We start from the raw sequence: 20,521 nt of genomic DNA, 5'->3' as shown, positions 1-20,521 counted from the left end.
AAGTTCAGCGCTCAACCACGGCTGAGGAAGACGTCGGCCAGCAGTTGATTACGCGGTAATCCGGCCAGGTACAAACGCCGGGCGAAGGCATCGACGCTGGCTGTCGAGCCGCAGACTAAGGCCAGGGTCTGCCGGGAAACAAGGCGCAGTTGCGCCAAAGCGGCGGCTGACTCTGCCGTCGTCCACCGCTCGACGCTGAGGTTTTCGCGCTGCGCGGCCAGCGCGGCAAGGGGTTTGGCCAGATAGTGTTCGCGCTCGTCATGGGCCAGGTGAATGACGCGGATCGCGCCTTGGTGATCTTGCCGCAATGCCTCGCGCAGCACGCCGAACAATGGGCCGAGACCGGTGCCAGCGGCCAGCAGCCACAACGGTCGCGTGTGCCAGTCGGGGTCGTAATGCAGCGCACCGCCACGCAGTTCACCAAGGCGAATCGGATCGCCAATCTGCAAGCGCCGCGCGGCGTCGCTGAATTCGCCGGGCAAGCGACAATCGAGGTGGAATTCGAGAAAGCGGTCTTCTTCCGGCAGGCTCGCCAGCGAATAAGGCCGGGCAATGTGATCGATCCACAGCACCAGATGTTGCCCGGCGCTGTAGCGCAATGGCCGTTGCGGGGTCAGGCGCAAGCGCAGGACGTTGTCGCTGAGCCAGTCCAGCGCTTCGACGGTTGCCGGGCGACCGTCGGTGAGCGGGTCGAAGGTATGCACCTGCAGGTCTTCGATGACCTGACACTGACACGCCAGGCGCCAGCCGTCCTGACGCTGTTCGGCGCTCAGCGCATCCGGGCGACTGTCGGCAGGCGAACCTTGCACGCATTGCACCAGGCAGGCATGACAACTGCCGGCACGGCAACTATAGGGCACGGCGACCCCGTTCTGATTCAGCGTATCGAGCAGATTGCTGCCTGATACCACCGACCAGTGCCGTTCACCGACACGAACTTCAGGCATCGATGTTCTCCCACGCCGCCGCACAGCGATTGCGTCCATCGCGCTTGGCCCGGTACAACGCCTGATCGGCGCGCTGCAAAGCGTCGTCCAGATCATCGCCCAGCTCCAGCAGGGTCATCCCGGCGGACAGACTGAGGTTACGCACATCCAGACCCACCAGTTCGACATCGGTGAAGGCGATGCGCAAACGCTCGCAACACGCGGTCAGGCGTTCGGCATCGCAATCGGGCAGCAGCACCACGAATTCCTCACCCCCATAGCGCGCCAGTACATCACCGTCGCGCAGGCAGGCGCCGGCGACACCGGCGAAGGCTTGCAACACCTGATCGCCGGCGGCGTGTCCGTGCAGATCGTTGATGCGTTTGAAGTGGTCGAGGTCGATCAGCGCCAGACCGTGGGCCACTCCGGTGTCCATCGCGTTCAGCTCGCGCGAGGCCAGACGCAGGAAATGCCGGCGGTTGAACAGCCCGGTCAGTTCGTCGGTGGCCACCAGATCTTCGAGCTGGCGCATCATCCCGCGCAGGGTGTCCTGGTGCGCCTGCAAGGCAAACCGCCGCTGGCGCATGCGCTGTCGCGAAACCTGGACGAAGCGCGCGTACAAAACCAGCCACGCCAGCACCATCGCCAGCACGCAGACCTGCAACGCCGCGAGCGCGGGCTCCGGCAACAGGAAGTGGTAGCCGTCCCACAAGGTGATCGCGCAGAAGCTGAAGAACACCAGCAACGCACAGCGAATGAATGCACGCCGCGTGAGATGGAACAGGCCGAACAGCAAAATCATCACATAGAAGACCAGAAACGCCCCGCGCGCCTCATCCAGATGGGCGATCAGCCAGGTCTGCCAGCCGAGCCCGAGCAGCACTTGGACTTCGGTCAGGCTGGGGTCGGCGAAGCGCTGGTTGCGCCCGCTCCAGAACAGCACGAACAGGGTCGCCTGGCTAATCACCACGAGGGCGCTGCCAATGGCCACCGAGCCGAGGGTCTGGTCGTAATGCCCGGTAAAAAACGCCAGCCACAGCAGCAGCAAAGCCAATCCATAAGTGGCAGTGGCAAGGGCGAAGCGTTTAAGCAAAAGACGTTGAATGGCGTTATGGGTCAATCGTTGACTCACCGTGCGATAGGAGGCTGACCGAGTGTCCTACTCTACAGACCGGCTGCCACTTTAGAGGCCCAGTCGATAAATGACCACCGATTTTCAGGCCCGAAAATTGACGTCAAAAAGCCTGCTATTGATGCGCTGCGCCCCTGCCGCAGCGCATGGGGCTGATCCCATCGAACAGTGGCTTTGGGCGCGCCAAAAAAAAGAGCGTACTTTAACGAAAAGAACGCTCCGGTACGTTCTCGAGACCTGAGAACTTGGTCGTAATTTTACAAATTGATATCAAAAGTCCCGCCCGTTAAAGAAAGATTCCTACAAGAGAAATTTCCTTTGTATATCTTTCCAGGCGCAACAATCTCCAGAGTAAACGTTGGGCCTAGACCTGGAAGCGGGGGAATGCCGCCACCATAGGAAAATAGTAGCGCAACTTGCTGTTCGCCCAACCCGAAGTCCACGGGCTTCAGCGCTGGAAGTGAGTTGGGAAAAGTAAACATGATGACACCCGCAGCAGGGTATTGCGGACTATCGAACGGGACGGGGGACGCCACAAGTATTGTTCTTCCAAGTACGCTGCAATAGACATTTGTCCACTCTACCGTTGTCACACCCACCTCAAATGAAACTTTTCCATCGGCAGGTTCAAGTTCAGTGTTTTGAAGCATGTCTAGCAATTGATCCGTATCCATAGGGAGCATCCTCGGCAAATTAGGTAAATGTCATTCAGCCTCCCTGAATCTAATCCGCCAAGCACATTTGCCCAACTGTCATATTTGACAGTTGGGCATACTCATTTCGTATAACCCATCGCAGAGTTATGCCATTTCAACTGAACACGCCGACACTGCGACCATCGTTTGCCGCCGAATGGATGTGCCCACCCACAAGGCGCGGTATACTGCCGCGCCTTTTTAGCGTCGCGCCAGCAGCCCCGGCGTGCCCGGCCCCAAGGGCCAGCTTCAAGTTGCAAGCTCCAGGCCGCAAGTTCAAGCAGTCCGCGTACTGCTCCAACTTGCCGCTGATCGCTTGAAGCTTGTAGCTGCCCCATAGAATGTTCCCGTCTTTTAGAGGAGCGCGACTCATGACCGTGATCAAGCAAGACGACCTGATTCAGAGCGTTGCCGACGCCCTGCAGTTCATTTCCTATTACCACCCCGTGGATTTCATCCAGGCGATGCACGAAGCCTACCTGCGCGAAGAATCGCCAGCGGCCCGTGACTCGATGGCGCAGATCCTGATCAACTCGCGCATGTGCGCCACTGGCCACCGCCCGATCTGCCAGGACACCGGTATCGTTACGGTGTTCGTGCGCGTCGGCATGGACGTGCGTTGGGATGGCGCCACCATGGGCCTGGACGACATGATCAACGAAGGCGTGCGTCGCGCCTACAACCTGCCGGAAAACGTCCTGCGTGCCTCGATCCTCGCCGACCCGGCGGGCGCTCGGAAAAACACCAAGGACAACACCCCTGCCGTGATTCACTACTCCATCGTCCCGGGCAACACCGTGGAAGTGGACGTGGCGGCCAAGGGCGGCGGTTCCGAGAACAAGTCGAAAATGGCCATGCTCAACCCGTCCGACTCGATCGTTGACTGGGTACTGAAGACCGTTCCGACCATGGGCGCCGGCTGGTGCCCACCGGGCATGCTCGGCATCGGCATCGGCGGCACCGCCGAGAAAGCTGCTGTCATGGCCAAGGAAGTGTTGATGGAATCCATCGACATCCACGAACTGAAGGCCCGTGGCCCACAGAACCGCATCGAAGAAATGCGTCTGGAGCTGTTCGAGAAGGTCAACCAGTTGGGCATCGGCGCCCAGGGCCTCGGTGGCCTGACCACCGTGCTTGACGTGAAGATCATGGACTACCCGACCCACGCCGCTTCGCTGCCGGTGTGCATGATCCCGAACTGCGCCGCCACCCGTCACGCGCACTTCGTGCTCGACGGCTCCGGCCCTGCTTCGCTGGAAGCGCCACCGCTGGACGCCTACCCGGAAATCGTCTGGGAAGCCGGCCCGTCGGCCCGTCGTGTCAACCTCGACACCCTGACCCCGGAAGACGTGCAGAGCTGGAAGCCGGGCGAAACCGTCCTGCTCAACGGCAAGATGCTCACCGGTCGCGACGCTGCGCACAAGCGCATGGTCGAGATGCTCAACAAGGGTGAAACCCTGCCGGTCGACCTCAAAGGTCGCTTCATCTACTACGTTGGCCCGGTTGATCCGGTCGGTGACGAAGTGGTTGGCCCGGCTGGCCCGACCACCGCAACGCGGATGGACAAGTTCACCCGGCAGATCCTTGAGCAAACCGGCCTGTTGGGCATGATCGGTAAATCCGAGCGCGGCCCGACCGCAATCGAAGCGATCAAGGACAACAAAGCCGTGTACCTGATGGCTGTCGGCGGCGCGGCTTACCTGGTGGCTCAGGCGATCAAGAAGTCGAAAGTGCTGGCGTTTGCCGAACTGGGCATGGAAGCGATCTACGAGTTCGAGGTCAAGGACATGCCGGTCACCGTAGCGGTGGACAGCAAAGGTGAATCGGTACACATCACCGGCCCTGCGATCTGGCAACAGAAGATCAGCGAAAGCCTGGCGGTCGAAGTGCAGTAAGCGCTTCGCCCCATCAGAAACGGCCGGCTAACCTGCGAGGGTAAGCCGGTCGTTTTTTTTGGCGATAAAAAAGCTGTTGGTCAAAACTATTCGATCTTGCTTCCCTGTCAGATCTGACAGGTTACGCCACGCCCCGGTCTTGTTAGCGTCAGTGCACTTACGCTCCCCGTACCTGCACCGGACGCAACCATGGCTGATCAAGAGCTGAACATTGTCACCCCCACCATCGCCAAGAGCTCGACGATCGCCACCATCGGCAAGAGTTGGGGCGCGGTCGGGCCGACCGGTTCGGCGTCATTTGAATTGCCACTGCCCTTGTCGGCTGGGCGCGGCTGGGATCCGCAACTGACCCTTTCCTATAGCAGCCAGGCCGGTAACGGCTCCTTTGGCATCGGCTGGAATCCGGGCATTGGCCAGATCAGTCTGCGCACCCATAAAGGCGTGCCGCGTTACACCGATCACGACGAGATCATTGGCCACGACGGTGAAGTGTGGATGCCAGAGCTCGGCGACGACGATCAGCCCGTGTCTCGTCTCGAAACCACGTACAACGGCGTTGCCATCGGTGAGCATCGCGTCGTGCGTTACTGGCCACGGATCGAAAGCGATTTTTCCCTGCGTGAACGCTGGCAGAGCACCGCCGCCGGCGCGATCCCCTTCTGGCTGGTGCATGGCAGCGACGGCTCGCTGCACGTTTATGGCAAAACCGCCCACTCGCGCCGGGCCGATCCCGACGACGCACAACGGGTGGGCGCCTGGTTGCTCTGCGAAAGCATGAACACCCACGGTGAACACATCTGTTTCGAGTACAAGGCCGACGACCAGGACCTCGACCCCGTGCACGATTACCGTGCCCAGCGCTATCTGTATCGGGTGTTGTACGGCAACGCTGCGGCCAGTCAGCACCTGTATGCCTGGGGCGAGGACAGTCCGGCAAACCTGAAATGGCACTTTCATCTGCTGCTCGACTATGGCGAGCGCAGCCGCTCGCTGACAGACGTCCCGAACTATAACGGCACGCAACCCTGGCTGAAGCGCGACGATCCTTTCTCCACTTACGGCCAGGGCTTTGAAATCGGTACGCGTCGGTTGTGTCAGCAGATCCTGATGTTTCATCAGTTCCCGGCCACAGAGGACAACCCGCCGGCGCTGGTCAGACGGTTGTTGCTGGAATATGCGAACACCTCTTCCACCTGGTCTTTCAGCCAGATCAGCGCGGCGCATTACCAGGCCTACGATGCCAGCGGTTGTGTCGAAAACTCACCGCCGGTGGAGTTCGATTACTCCACCTTTGAACTCAACCAGACACCCGCGCGCCTGCTGGAAACGGACACCATGCCAGGCATCGACGACGGACAGTTCTATCAATGCGTCGACTTGTATGGCGAAGGCGTTCCGGGTTTTCTCTGTCGCCATGACCAAGCCTGGTATTACCGCGAACCGTTGCGCTCAATGAGCGGGCCAGACGTCATCGACTACGGACCGTGGACTGCACTTAAAGACATTGCCGTTGCCCGTCGCGATAAATCCGTGCAGCAAACGCTGACCGATCTGACGGGCGACGGTCGCCTGGACTGGGTCATGGCGCAGCCCGGCATGAGCGGCTTCCGCACACTGAACGCCGATCACAGCTGGGCGCCGTTCAAAAACTTCACGGCATTCCCTCTGGAGTATTTCCATACACTGGCGCAATTGTCTGACCTGTCCGGTGACGGACTCAGCTCGCTGGCGCTGATTGGTCCGCGATCCGTGCGCCTCTACGCCAATCGCCGCGAGGAAGGTTTTGCCGCCGCCGAAACCGTCGAGCATGCACCGCAAGACGATCGCCTGCCGCTGTTCAGCAATAGCCCGAACGAGCTGGTGTTACTGGGCAATCTGTTGGGCAGTGACATGCCCGAGTTGAGCCGCATCCGTCACAACGAAATCAAATGCTGGCCGAATCTGGGCCATGGTCGATTCGGCAAGGGTCGGGTCATCAGCGCCCTGCCCTTCACTTACGATGAGTTCAATGTCGAGCGAGTGAGGTTGGCGGATCTCGATGGCTCCGGCGCGCCGGCGCTGATCTATCTGAAATCCACGGCGTTCGAGATTTACCTGAATCATGGCGGCAAAGGACTGGCACAAACACCGATCATCGTGCCGTGGCCCGAAGGCGTGCGCTACGACCGCTTGTGTCAGGTCAGTTTCGCCGATCTGCAAGGCCTGGGCTGCGTCAGCCTGATCCTCTCGGTGATGCACAGCTCGCCGCAGCACTGGCGCTATGACTTCGTCGCAGCCAAGCCGTATCTGCTGACCGCAAGTAACAACAACATGGGCTGCAGCGCCACGGTTCAATACCGCAGTTCGGCCCAGGAATGGCTGGATGAAAAGCACTACGCACTCAAGCTCAAACGCTTGCCGGCCTGCCACTTGCCGTTCCCGGTCGCGGTGGTCAAACAACAGCGTCAACTGGATGAAATCACCGGCAACTGCCTGGTCCAGTCGTTCACTTATGGCGAGGGTGTCTACGATGGCCGCGAGCGCGAATTCCGTGGGTTCGGCCACATCCAGCAGACGGACAGCGAAAGCGCCTCGGGCGATGACGATATCGGTTTCAGCGCACCGGCCAAGGTCTGCACCTGGTTTCACACCGGGCAGTCCATGGACCGCCCGCGTGACGGCTACTTCAGTGGCGATTACGACGCCGTCGAACTGGGCGACACGCTGTTCAGCCGCCATCATCCGGGTGACGACTGCGACGAGCTGATGCTGCCCCCCGACGCTGACACGCGCTATGAAATTGCCCGGGCGCTGGTGGGTTCTATTGTGCGCGTCGAAACCTGGGCGAAAGACGACGAGCCGCGCACCGCCATACCTTATGCCGTGGAGGAACATCGTTATCGGGTCCGCGAAGTTCGACCAAGGGGCACCCGTTATGCCGCCTCGGTGTTACTGCCCATGGCGCTGGAAACCATCACGTATCAATACGAACGCTTTGTCGATGACCCCTTGTGCAGCCACACCATCAACTTGTGCAGCGATCAGTACGGCCAATCCACTCACGGCATGACCGTGCACTACGCACGCCGACTGACCGAGGAGGCCGAACCACCGTTTACCGATCCGGATGAACAACAGTGGTGGCGCGACGCCCACGATGAGGCCCAGCAATCGTTTTACCTGAGCGAGTCGCGCACCCGCCCTATTCATCTGGACGATGACCCTCAGCACTGGCGGCTGGGTCTGCCGTGGCAACAACGCAACGATGCACTGGTGTTGCCCAAAGGTGCGTTGCCCAACGGGATGACAGCCGAGCAGGTCTCCTATGAGCACCTGACGCTGCATCACGGCTCCGCACAGTGGAACGCTCAACGGGTGCTGACCGCGCAATCGGTGCAGCGTTATCTCAGAACCCTCGATCAGAGTGTCCTGCCCGATGGCGTGGCAGAGTTTGCCGCGCTGGCCGGCCCGCTGGAACTGGCGCAAATGGACAAAACCGCGCTACAGGCCTACGACGTTTTACCGCCGCCGTTCGATATCCGCGCCGCACTCAGAGAAATCGGTTACCTGCCGATGCCGTTGTTATTCGAGTCGCCAACTGCCGACAGCGAAGACAATCTGTGGTCCTCGCACTTCAGTTTCGCCCAATACAACGGCCTCGAAGGTTTCTACAAAGTCTGCCAGTTCAACGAAACCCCCAGTCACGGCATCACCGAGGCCAGCTACGACACCTACCATCTGGCAATCACCGCCGTGAAGCTGCCGGACGGTTGCCTGACGCAAGCCGAATACGACTATCACGCCTTGCAAGCGTTGCGCATCATCGATGCCAACGAGAACATCCAGGAAGCCATTTACGAACCCTCCGGGCAACCACTGGCGACCAGTTTCCATGGCAGCGAAAACGGCATGGCTGCCGGGTTTCATCCATTGAGCGAATACGTGCGCCCGGCAGATCATCGTCCCGACACAGCCATCGACGATCCGCAGGCCGCCGTGCAAAAAGCCGCCAGCACCCTGCGCAAGGACCTGTTCAGCTGGATGGGAGAGCTGCCAGCCACCGCCCACGAAGAGCGCCTGTTTGGCGACTGGATCAGTGCCCGGCTGATTCTGCCCAGCGGCCACGTTCGCGCCAGCGCCCGTCACTATCTGTCGTGCAACGCGGAACTGACGCCAGCGGAGCAAAGCTTGCGTGAGCTGATTGCCACGGTGGATCGCGAGCCGGTGCACACGGTCATTCTCAGCGCCGACCGTTATCCGAACGATCCGTTGCCGGCGCAAATCCAGATCAGCAAGGCCTGTGTCGATGGTTTTGGCCGGGCACTGCAAACGCAACAGCTGGTCGAGCCCGGCGAGGCGTATGCCGTGGCCGCTGACGGTAAGCTGATCGTCGAAGACGGCAAGATTCGGCAGAGCAACGCCGAGCGTCGCTGGCGCGTCAGCGAGCGCATCGAATACAACAACAAAGGTCTGCCGGTGCGTCAGTTCCGGCCGTTTTTCGCTGATCGCGCCGGTTATGTCGACGACCAATGCCTGCGCGCACTGGGCTATTACGATCAACTGTTCTATGACCCTTTGGGGCGGACGATCAAGTTGATCAATGCGAAAAAGGACTTCTCCCGCGAGACCTATCACCCCTGGTATCACATCAGCGAAGACTTCAACGACACCGCCGATTTCACGCCGGAGCGGGGGCGCTCATGAGCGCCAATGTGCATCGGCGTACACCGGCGCTCTCGGTCATCGACGGGCGCGGTTTACCCGTGCGGCAGATCGCCTATCTGCGCAGCAGGGCCGAGGCGCCTGCCACCGCACTGACATCGCGACAACACCACGACGCCGCCGGACGCGCGATTGCACAGTGGGATCCGCGACTGACAGCGCCCAATCTGGCAACGGTCTATAACCTCGCCGGCGCAGCGCTGAACATCGACAGTGTTGATGCCGGTTGGCGTGTGAGTCTGTTGGGCCTGGCCGGGCAGGCACTCGAGCGCTGGGATGCACGGGGCAGCCATTGGCGCATGACCCATGATGATTTTCTGCGCGTCGTCGCCGTTGAAGAAAACGCCGTGGCCGATTCCGAAGTCTTCACCTATGCGGGGGCGACCGCAGATGCCGGACGCAATCTGCGCGGGCAGTTGATCGCCCTGCGCGATGTCTCCGGCGGCATGGACTTTCACGGCTACAGCCTGCTCGGCCAGGCGCTGAATGAAACCCGAACCTTTCACGATGCCGAGGTGTACACCAGCCGCCGCGTGCACGGCCCGCAGGGCAGTGTGCTGGAACACACCGATGCCGGTGGGCACAGCCAGCAATCGGGCTTTGACCTCGCCGGGCAACTGAAACACGTCAAGCTGCGCCTCAATGGCCAGTCGGCGTGGCAGCCCATTCTGCAAGCCGCGCAGTACAACGCCAGCGGGCAAATCATCGAACAGCATGCCGGCAATGGCGTGATCAGCCGCTGGGCTTACGACCCGGCCAATGGCACCCTGCAGCGGCAAACGGCGCACAAAACCGCCGAGTCGATCCTGCAGGATTTCGAATACACCTACGACGCGGTCGGCAACATCCGCCGCATTGTCGATCACACTGTCATTCCCAGCCATTTCGCCAATCAGCGCGTCGATGGTCATCGCCAATTCAGTTACGACTCGCTGTATCGACTAGTGCAAGCCAGCGGTTACGACGACGGCCCGCCCGTGGACAGTCCCGGCCTTCCGCATCCGACCGACCCGGCCGATCGGCGCAACTACACGCGTCGCTACGCTTACGATGGCGGCGGCAATCTGATCGAAACCGTACACGTGCGCGACGGCGCCAGTCATACCCTGCGCCTGCTCATCGACCCGGCCAGCAACAAAGGTGTGCGCTGGAAGACCGGCGATCCGCTGCCGGACTTCAAGGCGCGGTTCGATGCCAATGGCAATCAGCGCCTGCTGCAACCGGGCCAGGATATGCACTGGAACGCCACGGATGAGCTGGAAGAGGTGATCCTGGTCAAACGCCCCGGCGCCGTCGACGATGCCGAGCACTATCGCTACAGCCAAGGCACGCGTGTGCACAAACGCCTGGAAACCGCGACCGGGCACTTTCACGACGTGCGCTATCTGCCGGGGCTGGAGATCCGTCGCAAGGACAACGGCGAAGAACTGCACGTCATCAGCCTCGCTGCCGGTGCAGGCAATGTCCGTTGTCTGCATTGGCTGACGGGAAAACCCGCCGGCATCGATGCGGATCAACTGCGCTACGGCCTGGAAGATCATCTGGGTTCGAACCTGATGGAACTCGATCAACAGGCCCGGATGATCAGCCACGAAGGCTACTACCCGTTCGGCGCCACGGCGTGGATGGCCGCTCGCTCAGTCATTGAGGCAGGCTACAAAACCGTGCGCTATTCGGGCAAGGAAATGGACATCAGCGGTCTTTATTATTACGGCGCACGCTACTACGCGCCGTGGCTGCAACGCTGGATCAGCGCCGATCCGGCGGGGGACGTCGACGGACTGAATCTGTATGGGTTCGTCGGGAACAATCCTGTTCGCTACGTGGATCCGTCAGGCGGATCGAGAGCCGAGGGGGTGATTCTTCTCTACTCGGCCTTCATTTCAGTGCTCAACGCGCATGCCGAAAGTACGCTGGAGCAAATTCACAATGTGATTCATGAGGAAAATGTCCCGCTGAACATGCTGATAAATGTGTTGGGCGAAACAGCGCTGGGGGTAATGGGTTATGAAGCCGGCGTGATTGGCGGTGAACAGGCGGGACTGCTGCTCCCAGACCTCCCGCACGCCAAAATGTACACAGATCCCACCGCATTGACGGGCGGCAACATGGGCGGTGATTTGGCCGGGGCGTTGGCGGCGCCTGTGAGTAACAGTTTCGGGCGTTTCGGGCCGCTCATTCCGCAGACATCCAAGATGTCTATTGCAGAGATAGACAAGCAATTGGGTTTATCAACGAGCGGTAAAAACATTGCCAGCTGGGGTGACCTCAAGGACGAAGTGATTCACCCGGCGCTCAACAGCGTGCTGAACCCCGAGTTCGCCATCAACCGCGTGCTGAGTACTTGGATACCGTTCATTCCTGGTTTTCTCAACCTGATGCAAAGGGCGGTTGAGGCTGAAGACATCAAGAACCGCCTCGATCCGGTGAAAATCAACAAGATCGACATGATGCTCGTCGAATGGAAAAGCGCCGTTGAAGACCGTTGGGCGGAGACAGAAAAGGCGTTCGACGCCCTGGGCAGCGATGTGATGTATCCGGCCACGCTGATGCCGAACGTCAACGCAATGACCCCGAAAGAAGCCATAGCACCGATTCATCGCGCGGCGCTGGCACAACAAACCCGTCATACACTCGACCTCATCGGGCGCATGCAAAAAGGCATGACTTGGTACAAAGAAATGGGTACCACCGATAACCAGCACTCGCTGATGGGTATCAAAAGCGAGATCAAGCCTGGAGCCATGCGCGCTGTCTTGCGTGCCGCCGGTAACTGGTGGAACAAGACCAATGGTGCCCCCCATCGTGTCTAGATCAATCCATTGGCACACTCCGTCGTTGCGGGTAAACGATGGGCGCGGCCTGTCTGTGCGACGTGTCGAGTACCTTCGCGATTCGAGCGGCGCAGAGGCTGAGCGGCTGGTGACACGCCAGCGTTACAATCCTGCCGGCCTGCAAATAGCTCAATGGGATCCGCGCCACGGCGGCGACGCGTTCCCCAATCAGAGCCATGTCCACACCTTGACCGGGGAGCCGCTGAAAATCGACAGCGTCGATGCCGGTTGGCGTCTGACATTGCCAGGGCTGGCTGGCGAGGCATTGCAACGCTGGGATGGCCGCGGTCAGCACTGGCTCAGCACTTACGATGAGCAGTTACGCGTCGTGGCGGTGGGTGTCGAGGGCGAGCCAGCCCTTGAAACGTTCACCTACGCCGACGCCCTGGCCGACGCCACACACAACCTGCGCGGTCAAATGACCGCGCTGAACGATCTCTCCGGCACGTTGACCTGCGACAGTTTTTCCCTGCTCGGCGGCTCCCAGGCTCAGACCCGGATTTTCGATGACGACCGCCCCCATCGCAGCCAACAGACCTTCGGCCCGTTGAACCAGGTGCTAGCGCAAACAGATGCCGGCGGTCACCGTCAGACCCTGCATTACGATCTCGCCGGCCAACTGAAACAGGTAGGGTTGCAGCTCGCGAGTGACACCTCGGCGCAAGCGGTTGTGCAGGATGCCAGGTACAACGCAGCCGGTCAGTTGATCGAACGGCTTGGCGGCAACAACGTCCGCAGCCGCTGGCAGTACGACCCGGCCAACGGGCGGCTGGCATCGTTGCAAGCCGCCGTCGCGGGACAGCCGTCCTTGCAGCATTTCGCCTATGTCTATGATCCCGTCGGCAATGTGCTGCGCATCGAGGATCAGACCTTCCAGCCGGTGTACTTCGCCAACCAGCTCATCGACGGTCATCGCGATTTCGACTATGACTCGCTGTATCGATTGACCCGCGCCAGCGGCCACGACGCCCTGCCCTCCCCCGACGCGCCCGGCCGGCCACAACCCAGCGACCCGGCCAACCTGCGCAATTACACCCAGCATTACGACTACGACAGCGGCGGCAACCTGATCAAACTGGCGCATGGTCGCGAGGTCGGGGGCTACACCCGGCAGATGCTTGTTGATCCGGGGAGCAACCGTGCCCTGCGCTGGCAGACTGGTGATCCGGCGCCGGACTTCAGCAGGTTTTTCGATTCCCACGGCAACCAACGCAAACTCCAGCACGGGCCGCAGTTGCAGTGGAATGCGCAGGATCAACTGCAACAAGTGACGCTGCTCAAACACGACAACGGTCTGCCCGATGACCGCGAGGTCTACCTTTACAGTCAGGGCGAACGCGTCAGCAAACGCCAGGAAAGCCACACCGCCAGCACCACGCATTTTCTCCAGGTGCGATACCTGCCGGGCCTGGAAATCCGCACCCGCGACAACGGCGAAGAGCTGCACGTCATCACGCTGCCCGGCCATGTGCGTTGCCTGCACTGGCAGGCAAAACCACCCGCCGATATCGATAACAATCAACTGCGCTATAGCCTCGACGATCACTTGGGTTCGAGCCTGCTCGAACTGGATCAGCGAGCCCGGGTGATCAGCCGCGAAACGTACTATCCGTTCGGTGGCACGGCGCTGTGGCTGCCGAGTTCCAGTGCGTCCGTGGACTACAAGACCGTGCGTTATTCAGGCAAGGAAATGGACGTCAGCGGTTTGTATTACTACGGCTCGCGTTACTACGCGCCGTGGTTAAAGCGCTGGGTCAGTGCCGACTCATCCCACGAGGATGGTCTGAACCTGTACGGGTTTGTGAAGAACAACCCAATGCGCTATGTCGATCCCGATGGGCAAGCCGGCCTCGACTTCTCCAGTCTCTTGAATCTGTTTCGCACAACGGCTAACGTCGCCAGCCAGGCCCATGACATCGCCACCGAATTCGATGGGGAGGATGAAGCGAACGTCAGCCAGAGCACCCGGGCCACAATGACCTTTCGCCGCTTTCTCTTCAGTAAAAAAGGCATGACCGCGTTCAGTCTCAGTGCGACGGTCGGAACCGCCATCGGTGGCGCTGCCGGCTCGTTCGCGCCAGTCATTGGCAACTCGATCGGCGGTGTTGTCGGTGGTTTGATAGGGGGGTTGGCAGGCGCTTACATCCGCTACCGTTTCTTCAAACGTGGCATTCAAGTGGCTGAAGCACTGCACACCGCCGACCTCCGTGACGTGACGCGCACCATCGCCGACGGCGCGGAAGATGTGGCCAACGGCGCAATCCCTCGCGTCATTCAGGACCGTCTCACTCAACTGAAGGAAAGTGCGGCCAACCTCATCTTTGATCAGGTCAAGGAGTGGAATCCTCTGGATCAACTGGACTTCGCGCAAATGATAGAAATGGGTAACTCGATCAACGATGCCTACCGAGCCATCATGGATCGAGCCAGTATTGCGCTCCCGCAACTCGCTAGCCCGAATGAAACGGCAGCCGAGCAAACAGTTGAGCCAGAACGCTCACAAAGCAGGGGACAGGTTGTTCTGGAGCTTAATCGATCGGGTCAGTTCGAGCGTCCTGCCGGATCTGTCAGGGAACAGGGACTCGCCGGCAGAGCGAATTCATATCGGCGTGCCACCCGTGCACCACGCAGACAGACCCGCTTCGAATCTGCAGTCTAGCGCCGATCTGCCGGGCGGATAGCCCACAGAGCGGCGGGGTTGAGGTGCATGCGTGGGAGACAGGTGCCGCGCATGCTATCTTGCCCGCCCGTCCTGCCGACCATTCGCCCAGCATGCTGCCGACTTCCCGTACCCTGCGTCTGTCGTTGTACTCCCTGCTGATTGTCGCCGGTGCGGCACTTGCCGCCACGCTTGCCATCCGCCACGCCGAACGTCAGGCGCTGGAAGAAGATGCCGCCCGCGCCAATCAACAACTGGCGCTGTACGCCAATTCCCTGCACACCCTGATCGACCGCTATCGCGCCCTGCCCGCCGTGCTCGCACTGGATCCGCAATTGCGCGCGGCACTGGCAGGTCCCGTGAGTGCCGAACAGCAGGCGACGCTGAATCTGAAGCTGGAAAAGATCAACGGCGCGGCGCAGTCCTCCACCCTTGAACTGCTCGACCAAACCGGCCTCGCCGTGGCCGCCAGCAACTGGCGACTGCCGAGCAGTTATGTCGGCCACAACTATGGCTTCCGCCCCTACTTCAGCCAGACCCGTACCCAAGGCACCGGGCGCTTTTACGCGGTCGGTGTGACCAGCGGCATTCCCGGTTACTTTCTCTCCAGCGCGGTGCTCGGCGACCACGACGAGTTCCTCGGGGCGATGGTGGTCAAACTGGAATTCCCCGAACTGGAACGGGAGTGGAGCCAAGGCAGCGACACCTTGCTGGTCAGCGATGCGCGCGGGATCATTTTCATCGCCAACCAGCCCGGCTGGCGTTATCGCGCGTTGCGGCCACTGAGCGCCAGCGACATGGCGGAGATCAAAGCCACGCGTCAGTACGACAAACAATCGCTGGTGCCCTTGACGCATCTGGCCCTGCGCAGCTTTGACGACAACAGTGATCTGCGCCGGGTCGAAGGCCCGGAAGGTACGGCAGATTATTTGTGGGAATCGCTACCGCTGACCGCCGAAGGCTGGACCCTGCATCTGCTGCGTCATCCACAAGTGGCGTTCGAAGACCTGCGCAATGCCGGCCTCGCCGCTGCCGGCGTGTGGCTGGCGCTGGTGTTCCTGTTGCTGTTCCTCAACCAGCGCTGGCGTCTGGCGAAGATGCGCCAGCGCAGCCGTGAAGAACTCGAGCAACTGGTCGAAGAACGCACCCGCGACTTGCGCACGGCGCAGGACGGTCTGGTGCAGTCAGCCAAACTCGCTGCACTCGGCCAGATGTCCGCCGCCCTGGCCCATGAAATCAATCAACCGCTGACCGCTCAGCGCATGCAACTGGCGACCCTGCGCCTGCTGCTCGACCATGGCCGTGTCGATGACGCGTACAAAGCGTTGAAACCGGTGGATGAAATGCTCACCCGCATGGCCGCTCTCACCGGCCACCTAAAGACCTTCGCGCGCAAGAGCCCCAGCGGCTTGCGCGAGCGGCTGGATCTGGCCACGGTGGTCGATCAGTCATTGCAGTTGCTCGATGCGCGACTGCGTGACGAGCAGGTCAGTCTGGTGTTGCACCTGACGCGTCCGGCGTGGGTGCGCGGTGATGCAATCCGCCTCGAACAGGTGTTGATCAATCTGCTGCGCAACGCGCTCGATGCGATGCACGGCAAACCGTGCAAACGTCTGGAGATTCGGCTGGAGGTTGACGAGCAACTGTGGCGTCTGAGCGTGATCGACAATGGCGGCGGGATTGCCGAAGCGCATCTCGGCCAGGTATTCGACCCGTTTTTCACCACCAAACCAGTGGGTGACGGTCTGGGTCTGGGACTGGCTGTCTCGTTTGCCATCGTGCATGAATCCGGCGGTCGTCTGAGCGCCGAAAATGGCGACAGCGGTGCGGTGTTCAGTCTGACCTTGCCGATCGACCTGGAGGCGCATATCTGATGCTCAACGCGGTGATGGTGGTTGATGACGAAAGCAGCATTCGCAGCGCCGTCGAACAATGGCTGAGCCTGTCAGGTTTCGAGGTGCAGCTGTTCAGCCGCGCCGAAGACTGTCTCGCCGCCCTGCCCGCGCACTTTGCCGGGGTGATCCTCAGCGACGTGCGCATGCCCGGTATCGGAGGCTTGGCATTGCTGGCCGAAGTGCAGAAGCGTGATGCCGACCTGCCGGTGATTCTGCTCACCGGTCACGGTGATGTGCCGATGGCGGTCGAAGCGATGCGCGACGGCGCGTATGACTTTCTGGAAAAACCTTTCAGCCCGGAAACCTTGCTCGGCAGCCTGCGCCGGGCGCTGGACAAGCGTCGACTGGTGCTGGAAAACCGTGCCCTGCATGAGCGGGCCGATAACCGCGCCAAACTGGACGCGACGCTGCTCGGCGTGTCCCGTGGTTTGCAAACCCTGCGCCGGCAAGTGCTCGATCTGGCCGCGCTGCCGGTCAACGTGCTGATCCGCGGCGAGACCGGCAGCGGCAAGGAATTGGTCGCCCGGTGCCTGCACGATTTCGGCCCGCGCGCAGGCAAACCGTTCGTGGCGCTCAACTGCGCGGCGATCCCGGAACAATTGTTCGAAGCCGAGTTGTTTGGCCATGAAAGCGGCGCGTTCACCGGTGCCTCGGGCAAGCGTATCGGCAAGCTTGAATACGCCGATGGCGGCACGCTGTTCCTCGATGAAATCGAAAGCATGCCGTTGGCTCAGCAAGTGAAATTGCTGCGCGTGTTACAAGAACAAAAGCTTGAACGGTTGGGCTCGAACCAGAGCATTCATGTCGACTTGCGGATTGTCGCGGCGACCAAACCGGACTTGCTCGACGAAGCGCGGGCCGGGCGTTTTCGTGAGGACTTGGCGTATCGCTTGAACGTCGCGGAGTTGCGTTTGCCGCCGCTGCGTGATCGCCGCGAAGACCTTCCGCTGCTGTTCGAAACCTTCGCCCAAGGGGCCGCGCAACGCCTCGGCCGGACTTTTCCACCGTTAACGGGCGCACAACTGAGTCACCTGCTCAGCCATGACTGGCCGGGCAACGTGCGTGAACTGGCGAACGTGGCCGAACGGCAAGTGCTGGGGCTGGATGAGCCGGCACCGGGGATTGATCCGGGGCAGTCGCTGGCGGCGCAGCAGGAAGCGTTCGAAGCGCAGTGTTTGCGTGCGGCGCTGACGCGACACAAAGGCGATGTGAAAGCCGTGCTCGAAGAACTGCAACTGCCCCGCCGCACGTTCAACGAAAAGATGCAGCGGCATGGGTTGAGTCGGGAGATGTTTGTTTCAAGCAGCTGATTTTTGCAGTGTTTGATCGGGCCTCATCGCGGGCAAGCCCGCTCCCACAGTGGTCAGTGGTGTCCACAAGTTCTGTGCTCAGCACAAACCCTGTGGGAGCGGGCTTGCCCGCGATGAGGCCGGTCCAGGCACAAATGATCCACCGGCCAAATGAGCAACTTTCCGCTCATCACAACTCAAACCTAAGCGGATTTCCGCTCACTCCACACTGCTCCCCCCTCTAAACCGGCCCTCTCCCCGTTGGCACAGCTCCTGCTATAGCCCCCGCAGGCTGCGTTTCAACGCGCTCCACAAAAACAATTAAACGAAGGATCCTTCAATGGATAACTCCAACGCCCTGCCTCTTGGGTCGGCTGCCGTGCCCGCCAAAGAAAGAACCACCGCCAGCCGGATCAAATCGATCTTCAGCGGTTCCGTCGGCAACATGGTCGAGTGGTACGACTGGTATGTGTATGCCGCCTTCTCGCTGTACTTCGCCAAGACCTTTTTCCCCGCCGGCTCCTCCACCGCACAATTGATGAACACCGCTGCGATCTTCGCGGTCGGCTTCCTGATGCGCCCGATCGGTGGCTGGCTGATGGGTCTGTACGCCGACAAGGTCGGACGCAAGAAAGCCCTGATGGCCTCGGTCTACCTGATGTGCTTCGGCTCGTTGCTGATCGCCCTCAGCCCCAACTACGAAACCATCGGCATCGGCGCGCCGATCCTGCTGGTGTTTGCGCGACTGCTGCAAGGCTTGTCGGTCGGCGGCGAATACGGCACCTCGGCGACCTATCTTTCGGAGATGGCGACCAAAGAACGGCGCGGCTTCTTCTCCAGCTTCCAGTACGTGACGCTGATCTCCGGCCAACTCATCGCCCTCGGCGTGCTGATCGTCCTGCAAAACGTGCTGACCACTGAACAGCTGTACGCGTGGGGCTGGCGTATTCCGTTCGCCATCGGCGCGCTGTGTGCAGTGGTTGCGCTGTACCTGCGTCGCGGCATGGAAGAAACCGAGTCGTTCACCAAGAAAGAGAAGTCCAAGGAAAGCGCCATGCGCACCTTGATGCGCCACCCGAAAGAGTTGTTGACCGTGGTCGGCCTGACCATGGGCGGGACCCTGGCGTTCTACACCTACACCACTTACATGCAGAAGTATCTGGTGAACACCGTCGGCATGAGCATCTCCGACTCGACCACCATTTCTGCCGCCACACTGTTCCTGTTCATGTGCCTGCAGCCGATCATCGGTGGCCTGTCGGACAAGATCGGTCGCCGTCCGATCCTGATCGCCTTCGGTGTACTGGGGACGATCTTCACCGTGCCGATCCTGATGACCCTGCACACCATTCAAACCTGGTGGGGCGCGTTCTTCCTGATCATGGCAGCGCTGATCATTGTCAGCGGTTACACCTCGATCAACGCCGTGGTGAAGGCCGAGTTGTTCCCGACCGAAATTCGCGCGCTGGGCGTCGGCCTGCCCTATGCACTGACCGTATCGATCTTCGGCGGCACTGCCGAATACATCGCGCTGTGGTTCAAGAGCATCGGCATGGAAACCGGTTACTACTGGTATGTGACCGCGTGCATCGCGGTGTCGCTGTTGGTGTACGTGACCATGAAGGACACCCAGAAGCACTCGCGCATCGTCACTGACTGATCGGGTTTCACAGCCACTGCAACGGTGGCTGTGAAGGCCCCATCGCTGGCAAGCCAGCTCCCACAGTGCTCGATGGTGTTCACAAATTCTGTATTCACCACCTGACCCTGTGGGAGCTGGCTTGCCAGCGAAGAGGGTCGCCGCGTTATCAAGACCTGCATGAACAATCCCTCACATCCGCCGCACAGCGATTAATCGCTAATTAATGCTGCCCCCTCAATCTGCAATCACCTGATCGATGACCTGCGCGACGCTCGCTCCGACGACGAAAGCGATTTGAATGCGCCGCCCTTAATATCAATTTAATCGATTGTTTTTAGCATTATTTTGCGCTTTTCAATCAATTTAGTTGGCGTAGCATTAAACCCATGCAAGACACACCCGCCAACGAATCTGGAGTAACGAACATGAAAACCAAACTGATCCTCGCCCTGACCCTGTCCGTACTGGCCGCCAACACCTTCGCCGCCGACGGTTCGGACAGAACCAAATCCGCCGACTTCATCAACGGCGCCAGCGCTGCCATCGAGACCAGCCACACCGGCACTTACGCGGCTGACGGTTTTGATAAAACCAATATTGGCAAAGCTGTGGCTGCCGATGGTTTCGACAAGACCAATCTGGGTAAAACGGTCGCTGCTGACGGTTTCGATAAAACCGGTACTGCCGCTGCCATCAGCTAACGCAGCGCAGTTCCTCCACAGCCCGGCCTTGGCCGGGCTTAGTCATTTATGGGGAATAGGAATTTTCTCAATCCCACACAAGCCCCTTGTAGGAGTGAGCCTGCTCGCGATAGCGGTGGGTCAGTCAAACATCTGTCAACTGACACACCGCT

11 protein-coding genes are annotated in these 20,521 nt (G+C 60.4%); 8 read left to right on the top strand and 3 right to left on the bottom strand.

From position 1 onward, the window contains the following. Positions 1-11: 11 nt before the first annotated feature. From EJA71_RS25125 to EJA71_RS25115, 3 genes are all read right to left on the bottom strand, one after another. Positions 12-947, bottom strand: coding sequence for an iron-sulfur-binding ferredoxin reductase (locus EJA71_RS25125; RefSeq protein WP_158960383.1), 936 nt, complete (start codon positions 945-947; stop codon positions 12-14). Then, positions 940-2,046 carry a diguanylate cyclase gene (locus EJA71_RS25120; RefSeq protein ID WP_158960380.1) on the bottom strand — a complete coding sequence of 369 codons (1,107 nt, stop codon included), beginning with the start codon at positions 2,044-2,046 and terminating at the stop codon, positions 940-942. Before EJA71_RS25120 ends, EJA71_RS25125 begins: the two co-directional genes overlap by 8 nt. Before the next feature lie 269 nt (positions 2,047-2,315). Next, positions 2,316-2,732 carry a hypothetical protein gene (locus tag EJA71_RS25115; RefSeq protein WP_158960377.1) on the bottom strand — a complete coding sequence of 139 codons (417 nt, stop codon included), beginning with the start codon at positions 2,730-2,732 and terminating at the stop codon, positions 2,316-2,318. 392 nt (positions 2,733-3,124) lie between these two features. On the opposite strand from EJA71_RS25115, the gene EJA71_RS25110 reads away from it, so the two are divergent. The 8 genes from EJA71_RS25110 to EJA71_RS25075 all read left to right on the top strand — a co-directional run bounded on the left by EJA71_RS25110 (position 3,125) and on the right by EJA71_RS25075 (position 20,369). Further along, positions 3,125-4,648: a fumarate hydratase gene (locus tag EJA71_RS25110; RefSeq protein WP_007916251.1), complete on the top strand. Its 1,524-nt coding sequence runs from the start codon at positions 3,125-3,127 to the stop codon at positions 4,646-4,648. A gap of 189 nt (positions 4,649-4,837) precedes the next feature. Continuing rightward, positions 4,838-9,331, top strand: a complete 4,494-nt coding sequence (locus tag EJA71_RS25105) for a SpvB/TcaC N-terminal domain-containing protein (RefSeq protein WP_158960375.1) — start codon at positions 4,838-4,840, stop codon at positions 9,329-9,331. After that, positions 9,328-12,162 carry an RHS repeat domain-containing protein gene (locus EJA71_RS25100; protein ID WP_158960372.1) on the top strand — a complete coding sequence of 945 codons (2,835 nt, stop codon included), beginning with the start codon at positions 9,328-9,330 and terminating at the stop codon, positions 12,160-12,162. The genes EJA71_RS25105 and EJA71_RS25100 overlap by 4 nt, the downstream gene beginning before the upstream one ends. Continuing rightward, the gene (locus EJA71_RS25095) at positions 12,155-14,842 is read left to right on the top strand and encodes an RHS repeat domain-containing protein (RefSeq protein ID WP_158960369.1); all 2,688 of its coding nucleotides are present in this window, start codon (positions 12,155-12,157) and stop codon (positions 14,840-14,842) included. Before EJA71_RS25100 ends, EJA71_RS25095 begins: the two co-directional genes overlap by 8 nt. A 113-nt stretch (positions 14,843-14,955) precedes the next feature. Then, on the top strand, positions 14,956-16,716 hold the full coding sequence (locus EJA71_RS25090) for an ATP-binding protein (protein WP_158960478.1): 1,761 nt from the start codon (positions 14,956-14,958) through the stop codon (positions 16,714-16,716). After that, a complete protein-coding gene (locus tag EJA71_RS25085; RefSeq protein ID WP_158960366.1) occupies positions 16,716-18,047 on the top strand; it encodes a sigma-54 dependent transcriptional regulator in 1,332 nt (443 codons plus the stop codon). Before EJA71_RS25090 ends, EJA71_RS25085 begins: the two co-directional genes overlap by 1 nt. A 319-nt stretch (positions 18,048-18,366) precedes the next feature. Continuing rightward, positions 18,367-19,686 carry an MFS transporter gene (locus EJA71_RS25080; protein WP_103306415.1) on the top strand — a complete coding sequence of 440 codons (1,320 nt, stop codon included), beginning with the start codon at positions 18,367-18,369 and terminating at the stop codon, positions 19,684-19,686. 407 nt (positions 19,687-20,093) lie between these two features. Continuing rightward, positions 20,094-20,369, top strand: coding sequence for a hypothetical protein (locus tag EJA71_RS25075; RefSeq protein WP_034153461.1), 276 nt, complete (start codon positions 20,094-20,096; stop codon positions 20,367-20,369). The last annotated feature ends 152 nt before the right edge of the window (positions 20,370-20,521 follow it).

Origin of the sequence: Pseudomonas sp. PB106 (assembly GCF_009764645.1) — a bacterium.
In the GTDB taxonomy this organism is placed as follows: domain Bacteria; phylum Pseudomonadota; class Gammaproteobacteria; order Pseudomonadales; family Pseudomonadaceae; genus Aquipseudomonas.
Note: the sequence above shows the minus strand (reverse complement) of the source record. Positions and strands in the feature narration are given on the sequence as shown.

What these genes read in the sequence shown, in the direction of transcription:
- EJA71_RS25100 (WP_158960372.1), top strand. Translation starts at nt 9,328, where the DNA reads ATGAGCGCCAATGTGCATCGGCGTACACCGGCGCTCTCGGTCATCGAC.
- EJA71_RS25075 (WP_034153461.1), top strand. Translation starts at nt 20,094, where the DNA reads ATGAAAACCAAACTGATCCTCGCCCTGACCCTGTCCGTACTGGCCGCC.
- EJA71_RS25105 (WP_158960375.1), top strand. Translation starts at nt 4,838, where the DNA reads ATGGCTGATCAAGAGCTGAACATTGTCACCCCCACCATCGCCAAGAGC.
- EJA71_RS25110 (WP_007916251.1), top strand. Translation starts at nt 3,125, where the DNA reads ATGACCGTGATCAAGCAAGACGACCTGATTCAGAGCGTTGCCGACGCC.
- EJA71_RS25090 (WP_158960478.1), top strand. Translation starts at nt 14,956, where the DNA reads ATGCTGCCGACTTCCCGTACCCTGCGTCTGTCGTTGTACTCCCTGCTG.
- EJA71_RS25085 (WP_158960366.1), top strand. Translation starts at nt 16,716, where the DNA reads ATGCTCAACGCGGTGATGGTGGTTGATGACGAAAGCAGCATTCGCAGC.
- EJA71_RS25115 (WP_158960377.1), bottom strand. Translation starts at nt 2,732, where the DNA reads ATGGATACGGATCAATTGCTAGACATGCTTCAAAACACTGAACTTGAA.
- EJA71_RS25080 (WP_103306415.1), top strand. Translation starts at nt 18,367, where the DNA reads ATGGATAACTCCAACGCCCTGCCTCTTGGGTCGGCTGCCGTGCCCGCC.
- EJA71_RS25125 (WP_158960383.1), bottom strand. Translation starts at nt 947, where the DNA reads ATGCCTGAAGTTCGTGTCGGTGAACGGCACTGGTCGGTGGTATCAGGC.